Source organism: Streptomyces sp. NPDC091412 (genome assembly GCF_044756885.1).
GTDB lineage: Bacteria > Actinomycetota > Actinomycetes > Streptomycetales > Streptomycetaceae > Streptomyces.
The window spans coordinates 179,596-196,041 of the sequence record NZ_JBIVTV010000014.1; the positions used below are offsets into that span (position 1 = coordinate 179,596).

Here is a 16,446-nt window from a genome sequence, read left to right on the forward strand (position 1 = left end):
GACCGGACCACCACCGTGCGGCGGACGACATCCGCCGCCCGTCAAGCGGGAGCACATCCATGGTCGACGACGACGCGCGGTCCGAGCGCGCCAAGGACGCCGAACCGGACCGCAGGCAACAGGACCGGGAGCAGGGGCCGTTGGACGTCCTGGGCCGGTCCACCCTCGTCGGGGGCCTGGCGGCCCTGCCCCCACCGCCGACCGCCGCCCCGCCCGCCGGTTCCGCGGCCGGCACCGGAACCGCGCCCCCTCGCCCCCGTCCGGGAAACCCGGGCGCGCGGAAGGACCGGGCGCGCCCGTCCACCGCGCCCGCGCCCCGGTCCGCGCCGGAGGACGAGGCGCTGCCCAGCGTCTTCCTGGAGAAGCTGGACGAGCCGGCCGCGCCCGCACGCGCCGACAAACCCGCCAAGCCCGCCAAGTCCGGCCGGAAGGGGGCGGCCGCGGAGCAGCGCGAGAAGCAGGACGCGGCCCCGCAGGAGCCGGAGGACCGGACCTCCTCGCCCGAGTCGACGATCACCCTCTGGGGCGGTATGCAGAGCGGCAAGTCCACGCTGCTGGCCGCCCTCTCCCGGGCCGTTCAGGACCCGCTGTACGGAAAGTGGACCATCTATCCGGACGACCACGCCTCCCAGAAGTTCCTGGGCGACCTGGCGCGTCTCCTGTACCGCGAGCGCAAGTTCCCCAACGCGACGCTGACCGAGCAGCGCCCGGTCCGCTTCACGCTGGCCGGGGACCTCACCGGGACCCGCTTCTCCCGCGCCGGACGCAGACTCTTCCGGCGCGGCGGCGACCGCGGACGCGACCTGACGGAGTTCAAGGTCACCGTCCGCGACCTGCCCGGGGAGGCGTTCGACCTGCGCTCGCAGACCGGGGCCGCCTACGGAAGCAGGCTGATCAAGGACCTCGGCGCCTCGCGGGCCATGGTCTACGTGGTCGATCCCGTCCGCGAGTGGCAGGTCAACGGCGACGACGGACCGGTGACCAAGGACGCCCGGCAGAACGCGGACTTCTTCACCGACGTCCTCGGCGGGGTGGCCACCGAGATCAACATGCGCCGTGAGCGCCAGGGCAACTTCCTGCCGCACAGCATCGCCGTGTGCCTGGCGAAGTTCGACGACGACCGGGTCTTCCGCTTCGCCTGCGAGCAGGGCAACGTCCGGGTCAACCCCCGTACCGGACAACCCGAGGTCATGGATGCCAAGCGGCTGTTCGACGGGTTGTGCCACGCGTTCCCGCACGGCAGCCTGCACGAGATCCGGCAGCAGATCGAGCAGTTCTTCGCACCCGAGCGTGTCGGCTACTTCGTCTGCTCCGCCGTCGGTTTCTGGGTCGACCCCGAGCGGGGGTTCGACTTCGAGAACCCGTACCTGATCAACCACGTCGAGGACAGCGTGCGCTTCGTGGCGCCGCCCAGGCCCGTCAACGTCCTCGAACCGTTCCTCTTCCTGCGGGGCTTCGGCCCGACGCATTCCTGATCCGGCACCGAACACCCGCATGAGGAAGGACACGCCATGGCACCGGGGCTGATCGCCGACTGGGCCCTGTGGGGCAAGGAGCCCCACACCAGCAGCGGATACGGGGTTCTCGCCGCCCACCCGCCCGGCCGCAGCGCCGAGTTCAACGCCGCCGTCCACCACTGGTCGCCGGGTACTCCGGAGCCCGGCGACCCGTTGCCGTGGATCACCATCGGATGCGCCAGGGGCCCGGACGGGGCCGGCACGGTCGGGGTCTTCCTGCTGGACGGCACGGACGGCGTGGACGGCAGCAACCGTGCGATCTACCGGATCAACCACTTCGCCGTCCCCTACGCGGCGATCGGGGCGGCGGGCATCGGCTGGTGCGCGCTGGCCCGGGCCGCCCACACCGCGGCCGCGGGCCTGTCCGGCGCCGGCGCCGGACCCGCGCACCTCGCCTTCCGCGAGGAGGACCTGCTGGTCACCGATGTCAGCGCCAACATCACCCCCCGGGTCTCGGAGCTCACCCGGTGGCTGGCGGCCGCCGCGGCCCATCTGCTGGACGGCCCGGTGGCGGTGACGGGCGACCGCCACCACGAGCCGTTCCAACTGCTGCGCGTCCTGGACTCCGTGGCCGCCCTGCTGCCCTTCGGCATGCGCAGCACCCTGTCCGCGGCCAGCTCGACGTCCTCGGGCTCCGAGGTGCCCATGCGGCTGTACTGGGGTGACGCCGACGGCTCCCCCGGGGCGACCGGCCTGACCCTGAGCGGCGAACTGCCCGATCTCGGCGAGCTGTCCCCGCAGGCGCGCAGCTACCACGACCTGCTCATCGAGAACTGGACCGCGCACGGCGGCGACGCCGTCGTCCGGCATCTGGCCGACGTCCGCGAGCCGTTGGACATCTCGGGGCCCGAGGCGCACGCGCGGGCGCTGGAGGTACTGGAGGCCCTGGACCCCTCGCTGGCGGTCGTCCAGGCCGTCTCCGAGGGCCAGGAGGTGGGCGCCGACCGGATCAACCAGGCCCTGCGCACGCCCGGGATCAGCACCGGAGCGCTCGCCGTCCTCGCGGGGAAGGCGCTGACGGACCCGGACACCGGAATGGAGGCCCTGGCGCCCCTGATGTCGAGCCCCGTCGTCTCCCAGGCCTTCCGCGACCAGCTCTTCGACGATCTGCTGCACGGGCGGACGGACGTGGCCCGCCGCGACTTCGAGAACATGCGCGCCGCCCTCACCTCCACCGGGCGGAGCCTGGATCCCCTGGACGAAGTCCTGGCCGGCGTCATGGACGAGGTCCGGGCCCGCTGCCCGCAGGGCGTGCCGGATCCCGTGACCGAGCGGCTGCTGCCCGCCGTCGCTCCGTTCACCGAGGGCACCATGCGCTTCACGCAGTCCATGCTGCGTCAGGTCCCCGGCCTGGCGGGCGGCCTGGTCCGGGCCCTGTACGAACAGACCGACCCGGGCGTCCTCGTCCGCGCCTGGCTGCGGTGGCTGTGCGGCGAAGCCGGGCCCGAACGCCGGACGGACATCGCAGGCAGCCCGGAACTCCCGCTGCTGTACGCCCTGTTGAGTTCCGGCACCGGACCGGCCGAGGCCGACAGGAAGTGGGCCGTGAGCCACCCCGAGGCGGCGGCACGTCTGCTGGAGGGCGCGGTCGTCTGCGGAGCCGTCGACGAGGTCCTGCTGCCCGGCTTCTTCCAGGGGCTCCTCGGCTGTGTACTCCGCTCCCCCTCCACGGCGGACGACGCCCCGACCCACTCGCCGCTCCGGCGCACTCTGGACCGGCCGCCCGCCCGGATGCGGCCGGAGACCGCGGCCCACTGGGACGTGCTGTGCCTCCTGGCCGGCCTGCCTCCGTCGGGCTTCCTCACCCTGGCCGCCGCGGCGCCGCAGCCCGGCGCCGCGGGCCCCTCGGGACGGGTCGACACCTATGTCTCGGCCCTGCGGGCGGCGCTCCACCCACGCCCCGCGCAGCAGCACGCGACCACCGTGGTCCACCTCCTGCTCGACCAGGCCCTGTCGGTCGACAGGACCACCGGTGCCGGTCCGGGACAGGCCGGCCGCGACCTCACCCTGCGCCTGTCGGACTGGCCCGACCCCTGCCCGCGGATCGTCCTCGACGCCGTGCACCGGCTCGCCACCGAGGCGCCGCACTGGCGCGAGACGCCCGAGGACCAGCGGTGGCTCCCGCGCATCGCCGACCGCCTGCCCCGGCTGCGGCCCGTGATCGCCCTGCGCGAGGTCTATCGCCTGGCGGCGCGCTGCTCGGGCATCCCGGAGGACTGCGAGAAGCTGGCCGTGCAGGCCTGCGCGGCACGACGGACGGGCGCGGAGAACGACCAGCTCGCCGCGGCCCTCCAGGCCTGGGCCGCCCACGGACGCGTCGGCGAACGCGTCCTCGCCCTGCTCGAGGCGTACGAGCTGGCCTGGACCTCGTACGACGCGACCGGCCGCGCCGCCGAGGAGCGCGAGCACCTGGAACTCGCCCTCATCCGGGGCAGTACGGGCCACCGGATCTGGTCGCACTACCGCGATCACGCGATCGGCAGGCAGGCACGCCTGAAGGACGAACTCGACCGGCAGAGCCGGCAGTGCGACCGGGAGATCGCCCGGCTGCGCAAGCTCGACTCCCTCGCCGCCCGCACCCGTACCTGAACGACGCACGACCCCACCGCGCACGACCCCAGGGGGACACCACCTCATGCCCACCACCCGGGCCACGGCCCACCGAGCCGCGCTGCTCACCCTCACCTTCCTGCTGGCTCTGAGCGGCGCGGCGCCCGCCGCGGCCGCGGACCCACCGGCGCCGCGCGACGACATCTACCGCGCGCTGAAGGTCGACGACGTCCCGGCGGCCTACGTCGTCCTCGTCGACGTCTCCAGCTCCATGCAGGACCGGGGCCCCGACGGCGTACCGCTCTACACCACGGTCAAGCGGCGCCTGGTCGACTTCCTCGACTCGCTGACGCCCGCCGACCAGGTCGCCGTCGTCACCATCGGCCGGGCGACCGGCGTCGTCCACCCGATGTCCCCGGCGAACCGCACGGACGGCCTGTTCACCAGGGAACTCCCCCAGTCCGCCCAGGAGTCGGCGAGCGACCACGGCGCCGCGCTGGACGCCGCCGCCGACCAGCTCGACCACAGCGCGGCCCCGGTCGGCGCGGTGCTGATGCTCACCGACGGCGCCGTCAACGCGCCGGGCAGCCCTTACGCCCGTCCGGGCAGCACGGCCTGGCAGCGGCTGAAGTCGCGCTACGCCGCGCTGGGCGCGGACCGCAAGATCATGGGCTACGGGCTTCCGCTCGCCGAGGGCACCGGGGTCTCCGACGTCCTCGGCAACGCCTTCGGCGCCCCGAGGATCCTGCCGGTCGACCCCACGGCCCTCGGCTCGCAGCTCAGCGCCGCCAAGGACCAGGTCCGCGCGCAGAAGGCGGTGTCCCTGCTCCGCGCCGACCAGGGCGGCACGGTCACCGTGTCGGTCGCCGGCGAGGGGGTGCGCGGGGCGGGTGGCGAACACGTCACCGTGGGCACCGGGGACCGTACCGGTGTCCGCACCCGGACGCTGCGGGTGACGCTGGAGTCGAAGGCCCGGCACGTGCCGCTGACCGTCCGGCTGACGACCACCGGGGGCGCCGGCGGTCCGCAGTCGACCCCGGCCGGGCCGACCGCTCCCGTCACCCTGCGTCCGGGTGAGAAGAAGACCGTGCCGATGACGCTGACCTGGCGTCAGGAGCCCCGGTTCAGCCTCGTCCCCGGCTCCCGCGACTTCCAGGCGCGGGTGGGTCTGCGCGCCGAGATCTCCTCGGCGTGGACGACGACGGTCCGCGGCTCCCTCGGCGAGTCGACGTTCTCCACCGGCGAGCCGGTCGTCACCACGCTGGACCTGCGGGGCACGGTGCCCGGCCGCCCGCCCGGCTGGCTCTACCCCCTCGTGCTGCTCGTCCTGCTGCTGGGCTCCGCCCTCGTCTGGCACGTCCACCGGAGGCGCAACCCCGAGCTGAGCGGGTTCCTGGTCGTCACCGACCTGCGGACCGGGAACCGCCAGACGATCCCGCTGCACGGCCGGGAGGTCACCCAGGAGACGGACGCCGGGCAGGTGCGGGCCAGGGTCACCGTACGCGGCCGGCAGGAGGCCGGACGCCCGGTCCTCGTCGTGCGGTGCGAACGCGACGCCCCGCGCGCGGGCGGGGAGCGGCTGCGCGACACCGGCACCTGCGAGCTGGGCAAGTCCACCGTGCTGTGCGGCATCGGCTTCTCCCACGCGACAGAGAACGAGGCGGTCGTCCTTCAGTGACCCCCTCCCAGCCGGGCGCCACGGAACGGCCCGGAGAAAGGACGTGGACATGGTGATGCCGCTGGATGCGGACGGCGATCCGCCGGAGGCCGCCGGTTTCCGGCTGCTGGGCAGACTGGGCACGGGCGGGTTCGGCACGGTCTACCTCGGCCGGCGGCCGGGTGAACGGCACGGCCCGGACACGCTGGCGGCCGTGAAGCTCCTCAAACACGAGTTCACCGACGACGCCCAGCACATGCAGCGCTTCCACCAGGAGAGCAAGGCGCTTGAGCGCTGCAGGGGCGCGCGCATCCCCGAACTGCTCGCGCTCGACTTCGGCGCCGGGCGGCGGCCCACGCTGGCCACCCGCTTCATCCCCGGCCTGTCGCTGTACCGGGTCGTGGAGGAGCACGGCGGCCCGCTGCCCCGCGACACGGTGCACACGCTCGCCGCCGAACTCCTCGACACCCTCGGCACCGCGCACCGCAAGGGGCTGCTGCACCGGGACCTGCACCCGGGGAACATCCTGCTGACCCACGACGGTCCGTGGATCATCGACTTCGGGCTGACCCGGATCCGCGGCCAGCGGGTCACGCTCACCCTCGACATGGTCATCGGCCACCCGCACTTCTGCGCCCCCGAGCAGGTGCGGGGGCTGGCCAGGACCGGGCTCGCGACCGACGTCTTCGGCATCGCCGGCATCGTCCTGTACGCCCTCACCGGCCACCCGCCGTACACGGCCGAGAACGACGCCCGGGCCATGCTGGTGCGCCGGGTCAGCGGGGCCGCGCCCGACCTGTCCGGGCTGCCGGACGACACCACGGGCCGGCTGATCCGCGCCTGTCTGGCCGAGGATCCGGCCGACCGTCCCCGGCTGGACGAGGTCGCCGACGGCTTCGGCCGGCCGGGCGCGCTGCGGCTGCCGGAGGACGTGGGCCGCACCCTGACCGCCTACCGCGCGGAACTGCGGGACTTCCTGGCCGGGGCGGGCAACGTCGCCGATCTGACCGTGCCGTTCCGTCCGGGACGGCGCAGCTGGAGCGCCGACGTCGGGGAGTGGCCGCAGTGCGTCGTGGCCACCGAGGAGGACGGGGTGGTCGTGGCCGACGGCGGCGGCGCGGTGTGCTGGCTGGACGCGGCCACGGGCCGGGAGAAGGTCCGCAGGCCGGACTTCACCGCTCCGGTGCAGTTGTGCGCGGACGGCGACGTGCTGCTGGTGTGCGACGCCGACGGCCGGCTGGAGTCCTGGGACATCCGGCAGCACCGCCTGTGGTGGTCCTCGGCCACCGGCAGCCTCGCCCATGCCCGGGTGCTGCTGCGCGGGCGGAGCGTGTTCCTCGGCGACGCGACCGGCCGGCTGCACCACTTCGACGCGGTCACCCGCCGGCTGTGGTGGGAGACCGACCCCCTCACCGACACGTCGGGCGCCCCGGCCGTCCCGGTGGTCGCCGGCGCCCGGCACGTGTACCTGTCGGCCGAGCGGGGCGCGGAGATCCTCGCCGTCGACGACGAGGACGGCGCCCTGGCCTGGAAGGCGCCCGCACGGCTGCCGGCCCCGGTCCTGGCACCGCCGCTGCCGTGGGAGGAGCATCTGGTGGTCGCGGACGGGGAGGGAACGGTGAGGTGCCTGGCGGCCGCCGACGGCTCCGCCGTGTGGGAGGTCCGGCTCGGCGCGCCGGTGGTCGCCCCGCCGGTCCGGGTGCTCGACACGGTGATCGTCGGGGACGTCGCGGGCACGGTCCACTGCCTGGGCGCCGCGGCCGGCGAGCCGGTCTGGCGCGCGCACCACGGGGAGCGGGAGGAGTTCTTCGCGCTGTGCTCCGACGGGGTCGCGGTGTACGCGGGCGGCTGGAGCGGCCGGCTGCATCTGCTGGACGCGGCGGACGGGGCGTCGCTGCAGAGCTTCGACCTCGGCGGGCAGATCCTGGCCACGGCCTGCTCCCCCGGTGGCCGCAGCGTTCACGCCGCCTCGTCCGGCGGAACCCTGCACACACTGCCCGCCGCGGCGGCGAACACCACCGCGGTCCGGTAGCGGAGGGGGGTGCGGGTGCGCGGGAGCGGGTCTCCACGGTGCGGGGGGGGCGGGTCCCCACCGTGCGAGGGCGTGGGTCTTCGCCAAGCGGGGGCGTGGCCTCGGTGGCCCGATGGCGGCGCTGCAGGTAGTCCGGGCCGCCTCAGCCGATGACGCCGACGGCCGGCGCGGCGGGCAGTCCGCCGCCGTGCGGCCGCAGGCAGGCGGCGGCCTGAGCGCCCCCTCGCGGGTGGCGAGGCGTCGGGAGAGGTCCACGGGGGTCTCGGCGGCGGACGCGGGACGGGTGACCGCGTCCAGCAGCCCCGCGTAGCCGCGGCACTCCGCGTCCATCGGGCCTGCGGGGGCGAGGGGCGCCGCGTCCTCAGGCGTCCCGGCCTTCGAGCACCGCCATGGCGGCGTTGTGCCCGGGCACTCCGCTGACCCCGCCGCCACGCACCGCGCCCGCGCCGCACAGCAGCACGTTGGCGTGCCGGGTCTCCACGCCCCAGCGGCCGGTGCCCTCCTGGGCGTACGGCCAGCTCAACGCCCGGTGGAAGATGTTGCCGCCGGGCAGGCCCAGGTCCCGCTCCAGGTCCAGCGGGGTCTTCGCCTCGATGCAGGGCCGTCCGTCGGCGTCGGTGGCCAGGCAGTCGGCGAGCGGTTCGGCGAGGTGCGCGTCGAGCTGCGCGAGGGTCGACTTCAGCAGCTCCCCGCGTACGGCGTCGTTGTCCCGGGCGAAGAGCCGGGCGGGCGTGTGCAGGCCGAACAGGGTGAGCGTCTGGTAGCCCTGTTCGACCAGGTCGGGGCCGAGGATGGTCGGGTCGGTCAGGGAGTGGCAGTAGATCTCGGAGGGCGGTGCGGCGGGCAACTCGCCCGCCGCGGCCCGCGCGTGGGCGTCGGCGAGCTGCCGGTACCCCTCGGCGATGTGGAAGGTCCCGGCGAAGGCCTCGCGCGGGTCGACGGCGGTGTCGCGGAGCCTGGGCAGCCGCTTGAGCAGCATGTTCACCTTCAGCTGGGCGCCCTCGGCGGGCTCCGGCGGCTCCTCGCCGGTCAGCGCGGCCAGGGCCTGCGGGGAGGCGTTCACCAGCACGTGCCGGGCGCCGACGGTGGCCTCGCCGTCGCGGGTGCGGTACGTGACCTCCGCGGCGCGCCCGTCGCTCGCCACCCGGGTCACCTCGTGGCCGGTGGCGATGACGGCGCCGGCCCGGCGGGCCGCGGCGGCGAGGGCATCGGTCAGGGCGCCCATGCCGCCGACCGGTACGTCCCAGTCGCCGGTGCCGCCGCCGATCACGTGGTACAGGAAGCAGCGGTTCTGTGCCAGGGACGGGTCGTGGGCGTCGGCGAAGGTGCCGATGAGGGCGTCGGTGAGGACCACTCCGCGTACGAGGTCGTCGGCGAAGCGGTCCTCGACGGCGACGCCGATCGGCTCCTCGAACAGGATCCGCCAGGCATCCTCGTCGTCGACGCGGCGGCGCAGTTCCTCGCGGGTGGGCAGCGGCTCGGTGAGCGTGGGGAAGACCCTGCGGGCGAGGCGGCCGGTCATTGCGTAGAAGCGCTGCCAGGCCTCCCACTCGCGGTCGGAGCCGGTGAGCCGGGCGAACGCCTCGCGGGTCCGCTCCTCGCCGCCGCCCACGAGCAGTCCGGTGGGCCGCCCCGCGCGTTCGACGGGCGTGTACGAGGAGATCGTGCGGGTACGCAGCCGGAAGTCCAGGCCCAGGTCCTGGACGATCTTCCGGGGCAGCAGACTGACCAGGTAGGAGTAGCGGGACAGCCGTGCGTCCACGCCGGCGAACGGCCGGGTGGAGACGGCGGCGCCCCCGGTGTGGTCCAGCCGCTCCAGCACGAGCACCGACCGTCCGGCCCGGGCCAGGTAGGCGGCGGCGACCAGTCCGTTGTGCCCGCCGCCGACGATGACGACGTCGTACGTCCCGTGTCCCTCGTGTGCGCTCATGGTCCTTCGTAACACGCGGTGATCCACTTCGGCCAGGGCGCGGCCCGCTGCGGATCCGGGACGGCACACCTAGTCTAGGGCCTCTCGTTTGGATCATGCCGGGCTCGCGGGCCCTGGTGCCGCGCCTCGCCGCGTTGTCGTCGGTTGGCAGGGCTCCGCCCTGCCGCCCTCCTCCGCCTTGCGATGCACGGCACCAGACCCCGCTCCCTGATCCGGCCTGATCCAAACGAAAGACCCTAGTGACCTGAGTCGGAGATTTGCCGTTGGTTATGAGTCGTCCGGGTCCGAAGATTCCGCCGTTGTCGTTGAGCGATGCCCAGCGGGCCGTGCTGGAGGGCTGGGTGCGTCGCCGCACGACGGCCCAGGCTCTGGCCCAGCGGTCGCGGATCGTGCTGGAGTGCGCCGACGGGCACTCGATCATGGAGGTGTCGCGCCGGCTGCGCACCTCTCCGGACACGGTCCGCACGTGGCGGCGCCGGTTCCTCGAACGCGACCTGGACGGCCTGTCCGACGAGCCGCGGCCCGGGGTCCCGCGGAAGATCACCGACGCCGACGTCGAGCAGGTCATCGTCCCACGCCCGATGCCTGACCCGGTGCGCCGACCCGGAGGAGGCCGGCCACGACGAGCGCGGCCAGGTCGCCGCGGCACTCACGTACCGGACGCCGTCGCTGCCCGGTCCACCGCTGTGCGCCACGCGAGCGACGAGCGGCTACAAGCCGTGGTCGACAGGGCGAACGTTGCCTGATACGGCCCCAGATGACGACGGCTCCGGCCGGGGCCCGACGTTGGCTCAATCCCATCGTTGATCGACTCCGTGAATGACCAATGGATGTCGGGGAGCAGATGAAAACGCTGGACTCAGCCCGGTACTGCTGCACCCGTCGTCAAGGCGAAGCAGGCCCCGTCAACGATGCCTTCACAGATGCCGGCCACCATCTGCCGACCAGCAACCAGCAAGAAACTCACCACAGCCATCATCCTCTCGCACACGGCCTGAGACGGTTCGTCACGGTTGGAGCGAGTGGCGCGACGGCATAGAAGTGCCACGAGCGCACATAGTCCGGAACCCAGCAGTGCTGGGGTCGGTCCAGCGGTCCGGCTGACCAGCAGGACAGAAGAAGCCCACGGCTCTGACCAGCTCGGACGCCGTGGACTTCCGTCGTTGTTGGTCGATGTCGGGTGCAATGACGGAGCCAGGTTGAGGGTCTTGACGCGGACCTCGCTCCGTCCCGATGGCGGCCGCAGCCTCGTCTGTGCTGAGGAGCACCACGGTTACTTGGCCTTGGCAGAGAGTTATTCATCCGTTGTTGGTCTGCTCGAATGTGACGATCTCTGCTATGGGGTCGGCTGGTACCGGAGCTTCGTCTTTGTCAATGAGAAGTCCCGCTTCCCGCGCTGAGTCCCCTGGCAGCACGCTGGGGAAGGAGCGTTTCATCGTCACCTCGTATCCGTGCGGCCCTGTCACGCGCACTGTGACAGAGAAGTACATGGCCCTTCGCGACAGGTTGGGGATGTGGATGGCGGTGTAGACGCCGAGTTCGTTCGGGGTGAGCCGAATCTCAATGTCGCCGAACGTGTAGACCTTGGTGTCTCCGTCTCTCGTCGGCGCAGCGGCAGGCGCTGTCGCTACGGCGGGAGGAAGATCAGGAGACATCGAGGAGACTGCCGGCGTTTGCTCAGGCGATGCGTCTTCTGTCGTGCTCACCCCCTCGGGGCGGCTTGCCGATGTGGTGGTATGCGTCGGGGTGGCGGAAGTTCCCGACAGATCGGCGTCTTCTTGCTGTCCGCTGCATCCTGAGACGGCCAGAACCGTCACCGCGAGGGCGGTGACGGTTGCTGAAACACGGCGTGTTCGGGCCAGGGCCACGCTTAGCACTCCCGCTGTAGATCGTGATTTTGCTGGTTGGGGCAGGTGTGGAGACGGGTACGGCCACCGTCGATCATCGTGAATTGTGTGGTCTTACGAAAAGCTGGCGGTCGCAGGCCACAGCCTAGATCCCGGCCCTTGCCGGGAAGCACTCGAGGTGGCCATGGGCCGGATCCGCGCGGGCCGAACCAAGGCCGCGGGCAGGGTAGTTGGTGCTGGGCCTGCAGCCGGACGTGCCGCGCAGGAGTTCGGGACACGCGGGTAGCCTCTGCGCTGGGAGGGGATCGTGAAGAACCCGGACAATGACGAGCCTGTAATCGCCACGGTCAGCCGGTGGATCGGGTATGTGGGGGTTGCCCTGGCTCTCGGCTGGGCGTTGTTCATGGTGTTGGTTGTGCTGGTGATATTCGGCCTCAAGGCGTGAGAGCGATGGGTCACCAGTCACCACCTGATCCTGAACCTCGCACATCCCATCGGCCAGTCGTAGACCAGCTGTTGAGGGACGTTCCAGCGCCACAACAGGAGACCGTCACTCTCGCCGCGGTGAACCTTTCCGGTCACAGCACAACTAGGGTCTTTCGTTTGGATCAGCCCGGCATGATCCAAACGAGAGACCCTAGGGCCCGTCGGCCGCGCGTTGTCCGCGCAGGACGGCGACCCTGCGGTACAGCTCGACGGCCTCCCCGCCGCGGCCGAGCTGTTCCAGGCAGTGGGCCTCGTCGGTGCGGCTGGAGAGGGTGTCGGGGTGGCCGGCGCCCAGGACGCGCTCGCGGGCGTCGGCCACGGCGCGGTACTCGGTGAGCGCGTCGGCCCACCGGCCGAGCCAGCCGAGGCTCACCGCGACCTCGCGGCGGCTGACCAGGGTGTCGGGGTGGTCGGGGCCGAGCTCGCGCCCGCGGATCGCGCACACGTCGCGGGACTCGGCCAGGGCCTCCTCCCAGCGGCCGAGCCGGCCGAGGTTGACCCCGAAACCGTGGCGGGCGCGCAGGGTCTCGGGGTGCGCGGGGCCGTGCACCCGGGTGCGGTCGTCGATCAGGGCGCGGTACAGCCGCAGCGCCTCCGCGCTGCGGCCGAGCCGGCCCAGGCTGATGCCGACCTCGTAGCGGGCGGCCAGGGTGTCCGGGTGGTCGGCACCGAGTGCCCGGGCGCGTGCTTCGGCGACGTCGCGGTAGGTCTCCAGGGCCTCCACCCATCGCCCCAACTGACCGAGCGCGTAGGCGACTTCGAACCTGGTGACCAGAGTGTCGGGGTGCTGCGGCCCGAGCACCCGGGCGCGGGCGGCGGCGACCTGCGAGGCCATGCGGTAGGAGTCGTCCAGGCGGCCGAGCCGGCTGAGGCTGAAGGCGAGGTTGTGCCGGCAGCGCAGGGTGTCGGGGTGGTCCGGGCCCATGATGCGCTCGCGCGCGGCGAGCACCGCGGCGTACACCTGGTGCGCGTCGAAGTGGCGGCCCAGGCGGCCCAGCACGTACGCCATCTCCTGGCGCACGGCGAGTGTGTCCGGGTGGTCGGAGCCGAGGGCCCTGATCCGCGCCTCGGCCACCTGCTTGTACTCGCGCAGCGCTTCGGCGGCGCGCCCGGTGCGGCTGAGGCCGAAGGCGAGTTCGTAGCGGCTGGCGAGGGTGTCGGGGTGGTCGGGGCCGAGGAGGCGCGCACGCTCGCCGACGACCGCGCGGTGCGTCTCGGCCGCCTCGTCCCAGCGGCCGAGCCGGCCGAGGCTCAGGCCCGCCCGGTGCCGGTCGGCCAGCGCTCCGACGGCCTCCGGTGGCGGGACGGGCCACCCGCCGGGCGTCCGCCCGGTCTCCGCGGAGCCGTCGGCGGCGCGGGGGATCCACTCACCGGTCAGGCCGCCCGCCGCGTCCGGGCGTGCGCTGCGCGGCCCTCCGGCTCCGGCCGCCTTGTGACCGGTCGTCATGCCCTGTGTCCACGAGGGCAGGCGGGCGTCGCGACCGGTCGGCTCGGGCGGGTGGGGCCGTGGGAGCGGAGTGGCCACCGTGGGCGCGTACCGCGGCGCCGCCGTGCGGCCGGCGATGATACGGCGGCTCAACTCGTGTGCGTCATCCGGTCGTTGCTCGGGCAGTTTGGCCAGCAGGTCGAGGACGATCCGCTCCAGGTACTCGGGGAGTTCGGCGCGGTGGCGGCGCGGCGGCTCGGGCGCGGTGTCGCGGTGGCCGACGAGGATCGCCCAGGCGTCGTCGAAGTCGAACGGCGGTGACCCGGTGGCGAGTTCGTACAGCACACAGCCCAGTGAGTACAGGTCGCTGCGCTGGTCGACCTCGGTTCCGCCGATCTGTTCCGGCGACATGTAGTGCGGGGTGCCCATGGCGACGCCGGTGCCGGTCAGCCGGGCGGTGAAGCCGATGTCGTGGCCGAGCCGGGCGATGCCGAAGTCGCAGATCTTCACCGTGCCGTCGGTGAGGCGCATGATGTTCGCCGGTTTCAGATCCCGGTGCACGATGCCCTGTTGGTGGGTGTAGGCGAGAGCGGCGGCGACCTGTTCGGCGATCTCGATGATGTCGGGCACGGCAAGGGGCCGGTGGTCGTTGTCCTCCAGCAGCTGTCCGAGGTTGCGGCCGTCGAGCATCTCCATCACGAGGTAGAGCACGCCGTCGGACTCGCCGAAGTCGTGAACCACCGTCACCCCGCGGTGCTGGAGCGCGGCGGCCACCCGGGCCTCGCGCCGGAACCGCTCGCGCAGCACGCGGGTGAAGGACGGGTCGTGGTGCCGGCCGAGCGGCTTGAGGCACTTCACCGCGACATGGCGGCCCAGCGACTCGTCCCGCGCCCGCCAGACCTCCCCCATGCCGCCGCGCCCGATCGTGTCGAGCAGCCGGTAACGGCCCTGGATCAGCATGGTCTCCGACATCTCGCGCCGCCCCCGTCGCCGTGTACCCCGCCTCTCCGGGCCGTGCCCGCCGTACGGGCCGCCCCCTGGCCCGTCCCGGCGCGGCCCGATCCGCGGGGAGGCCCTCGTCCAGTATGGCGAGCCGTCGCCCGGCTTTGTACGGGGCGGGACGGACCCGAGGTCCCGGAGCCGGCCCGTCTACCAGCCCTGATGCAGGCGCTCAGGACAGTGACAAAAATGGGCAACGTACCTGATTTCCAAGGGAAAGGGAGCCGGCTATGCGACGTCGATTCACCCGCGCGCTGGCCACCGGCCTCGCTGCGGGCGTGATGGCGGGCGGCGCGGCCATGGTGTCCGTGGGCACCGCGTCGGCAGCGCCCGCGAAGAGCACCACCTCGTACTCGACCGCGCACCACTGTCACAAGGTCAAGGCACACTTCGAGACCCGCCACGGCAAGAGGGTCTGGGTCTCGGAGCACATGGTCTGTACCAGGATGTGACGGACCGCTGAGGCACAGCCTCACCCCAAGCGAAGGGGGCCCTTCTCGTCCACGGGCGGGAGGGGCCTCGGTGAGCGGCCGGCGGGGCGTGGAGGGGCGGCCGTGCTCCCGGTGTGCCCGGCTTCAGGCCGGCTCCGCTGACGGTGGGTGCGCCCGCTCCGGCGGCGGCGTTCTGCTCACCGTCCGGTGTGCCGGCCGTCACCACGGTCACCATCATCCGCGTGGTGTTCTCGGCGGAGGTGTATCCAGTGGTGACGGCCCCCCGCTCGTGGTCGACCTCGGCCGTCCGCCATCCCTCCTCATCGACGGCGGACGGGTCGTCGCCCTCGATCGCGCCTGCCCCGCGCCGCGATCCGCTGCCGCATTCCCGCGTGCCCGGGTGCGGCCGGGCGGGCGGGTCGCGATGATGGGTATGCGCGGGGCCGTGTGCCGGTCACCCGGGACCCGGAGAGGAGGCGCCGTCGTCATGTCACGTCCCACCCCGTCCCGCCCGGCGTCGAACGGCACCGGTCGCGGAGACGGGCGCTCACGGCGGCCGAGTTGAGCGAGCGGGAGTCCACCGATCGCCCGACGACACACCTGGGGTGGGCCGCTGAGCTCTACCGGCGTGGCAAGCGGCTGGAGCTCATGCACCGGGCGATGGGGTTCGCCACGCTCTCCCTGGTCACCCTCGCCCCGTTGCTGATCGTGGTTGCCGCGCTCGATCCGCTGCACCACGGCGGGTTCGCGTTGTGGCTGGTGGACGGCATGGACCTGTCCGGCCGGTCCGCCGACGTGCTCTCCGAGGTCTTCAGCCCGGCCCGCAAAGTGGCGGGCAGCACCAGCGTGTGGGGTCTGGTGCTGCTGGCGGTGTTCGGCGTGTCCTTCGCGTCGAGCGTGCAGAACGGCTACGAGCGGGTCTGGCGGCTGCCCGCCGGACCGTGGCACCGGATCTGGCGGCAGGCCGTCTGGCTGATCGCGCTCATGGTGTACCTGTACGTGCAGGTGCTCACCCGCACCGTGTTCGACGGGACCTACCGCATGCTGCTGAGCGTGGGCATCGGCGTGCTGTTCTTCTGGTGGGGCCCGCACTTCCTGCTCGGCCACCAGGTGCGCTGGCGGCTCCTCCTCCCCGGCGCCGTCGCCACCATGGTGGGCCTGGTGGGACTGCGGGCCTTCTCGTTCCTGGTGTTCACCCCGCTGATCGTGACCAACGCGTTCAGCTACGGTGCCATCGGCACCATCCTGGTGGTGGAGTCCTGGCTGGTCGGCGCGGGGTTCGTCGTCTACGGCGGCGCGCTGTTCGGCCATCTGTTCTGCGACCGCATGGGGCACCTGCTGGAGCACGAGGAGGGCCCCGAGGAATGAGTCCGCGCCGCACGGGACGGCATAAGGGAGGGAGCCGGTACGGCGACCGGGAAGGCGCGGCATCGCCGGAAACGCCGGCCCGGTGGGAGCCGGGGCGGCCGGTCGTGGCGGGGCGGCCGGTCGTGGCGGGGCGGCCGGTCGTGGCGGGGCGGCCGGTCGTGGCGGGGCGGCCGGTCGTGGCGGGGCGGCCGGTCGTGGCGGGG

Annotated in this window: 11 protein-coding genes; 8 read left to right on the forward strand and 3 right to left on the reverse strand. The window is 73.1% G+C overall.

Annotated elements, in window-relative coordinates; translation table 11 throughout:
* Positions 1-59 precede the first annotated feature (59 nt).
* The 4 genes from ACIQMV_RS28565 to ACIQMV_RS28580 are packed head-to-tail and all read left to right on the forward strand — an operon-like array spanning position 60 to position 7,756.
* On the forward strand, positions 60-1,475 hold the full coding sequence (locus ACIQMV_RS28565) for a hypothetical protein (protein ID WP_402596230.1): 1,416 nt from the start codon (positions 60-62) through the stop codon (positions 1,473-1,475).
* 36 nt (positions 1,476-1,511) lie between these two features.
* Entirely contained in the window at positions 1,512-4,106 is a 2,595-nt protein-coding gene (locus tag ACIQMV_RS28570; protein ID WP_402596231.1) for a hypothetical protein, read from the forward strand.
* 46 nt (positions 4,107-4,152) lie between these two features.
* Positions 4,153-5,745, forward strand: a complete 1,593-nt coding sequence (locus ACIQMV_RS28575) for a VWA domain-containing protein (protein ID WP_402596232.1) — start codon at positions 4,153-4,155, stop codon at positions 5,743-5,745.
* Between the two features lie 49 nt (positions 5,746-5,794).
* On the forward strand, positions 5,795-7,756 hold the full coding sequence (locus tag ACIQMV_RS28580; protein WP_402596233.1) for a PQQ-binding-like beta-propeller repeat protein: 1,962 nt from the start codon (positions 5,795-5,797) through the stop codon (positions 7,754-7,756).
* 361 nt (positions 7,757-8,117) lie between these two features.
* On the opposite strand, the gene ACIQMV_RS28585 is transcribed toward ACIQMV_RS28580, so the two are convergent.
* Positions 8,118-9,686 carry a phytoene desaturase family protein gene (locus ACIQMV_RS28585; protein ID WP_402596234.1) on the reverse strand — a complete coding sequence of 523 codons (1,569 nt, stop codon included), beginning with the start codon at positions 9,684-9,686 and terminating at the stop codon, positions 8,118-8,120.
* Between the two features lie 299 nt (positions 9,687-9,985).
* Between ACIQMV_RS28585 and ACIQMV_RS28590 the strand changes: the two genes are divergently transcribed.
* Entirely contained in the window at positions 9,986-10,432 is a 447-nt protein-coding gene (locus ACIQMV_RS28590; protein ID WP_402596235.1) for a helix-turn-helix domain-containing protein, read from the forward strand.
* A gap of 552 nt (positions 10,433-10,984) precedes the next feature.
* Here ACIQMV_RS28590 and ACIQMV_RS28595 read toward each other — a convergent pair.
* Positions 10,985-11,554, reverse strand: a complete 570-nt coding sequence (locus ACIQMV_RS28595) for a hypothetical protein (protein WP_402596236.1) — start codon at positions 11,552-11,554, stop codon at positions 10,985-10,987.
* Between the two features lie 286 nt (positions 11,555-11,840).
* Between ACIQMV_RS28595 and ACIQMV_RS28600 the strand changes: the two genes are divergently transcribed.
* Complete coding sequence (locus ACIQMV_RS28600) at positions 11,841-11,978, forward strand: hypothetical protein (RefSeq protein ID WP_172633111.1); 138 nt, start codon at positions 11,841-11,843, stop codon at positions 11,976-11,978.
* Between the two features lie 192 nt (positions 11,979-12,170).
* Here the strand turns inward: ACIQMV_RS28600 and ACIQMV_RS28605 are convergent, their stop codons facing one another.
* Complete coding sequence (locus ACIQMV_RS28605) at positions 12,171-14,417, reverse strand: tetratricopeptide repeat protein (protein WP_402596237.1); 2,247 nt, start codon at positions 14,415-14,417, stop codon at positions 12,171-12,173.
* A gap of 257 nt (positions 14,418-14,674) precedes the next feature.
* Here ACIQMV_RS28605 and ACIQMV_RS28610 point away from each other — a divergent pair, with 257 nt between their 5' ends.
* Together ACIQMV_RS28610 and ACIQMV_RS28615 are read left to right on the forward strand one after the other, a co-directional pair.
* Complete coding sequence (locus ACIQMV_RS28610) at positions 14,675-14,896, forward strand: hypothetical protein (protein ID WP_141364311.1); 222 nt, start codon at positions 14,675-14,677, stop codon at positions 14,894-14,896.
* A gap of 540 nt (positions 14,897-15,436) precedes the next feature.
* Positions 15,437-16,243: a ribonuclease BN gene (locus tag ACIQMV_RS28615; protein WP_402596238.1), complete on the forward strand. Its 807-nt coding sequence runs from the start codon at positions 15,437-15,439 to the stop codon at positions 16,241-16,243.
* The last annotated feature ends 203 nt before the right edge of the window (positions 16,244-16,446 follow it).

Coding starts and splice junctions, on each gene's coding strand:
- ACIQMV_RS28605 (WP_402596237.1), bottom strand. CDS start 14,417: ATGTCGGAGACCATGCTGATCCAGGGCCGTTACCGGCTGCTCGACACG.
- ACIQMV_RS28580 (WP_402596233.1), top strand. CDS start 5,795: ATGGTGATGCCGCTGGATGCGGACGGCGATCCGCCGGAGGCCGCCGGT.
- ACIQMV_RS28570 (WP_402596231.1), top strand. CDS start 1,512: ATGGCACCGGGGCTGATCGCCGACTGGGCCCTGTGGGGCAAGGAGCCC.
- ACIQMV_RS28610 (WP_141364311.1), top strand. CDS start 14,675: ATGCGACGTCGATTCACCCGCGCGCTGGCCACCGGCCTCGCTGCGGGC.
- ACIQMV_RS28585 (WP_402596234.1), bottom strand. CDS start 9,686: ATGAGCGCACACGAGGGACACGGGACGTACGACGTCGTCATCGTCGGC.
- ACIQMV_RS28575 (WP_402596232.1), top strand. CDS start 4,153: ATGCCCACCACCCGGGCCACGGCCCACCGAGCCGCGCTGCTCACCCTC.
- ACIQMV_RS28565 (WP_402596230.1), top strand. CDS start 60: ATGGTCGACGACGACGCGCGGTCCGAGCGCGCCAAGGACGCCGAACCG.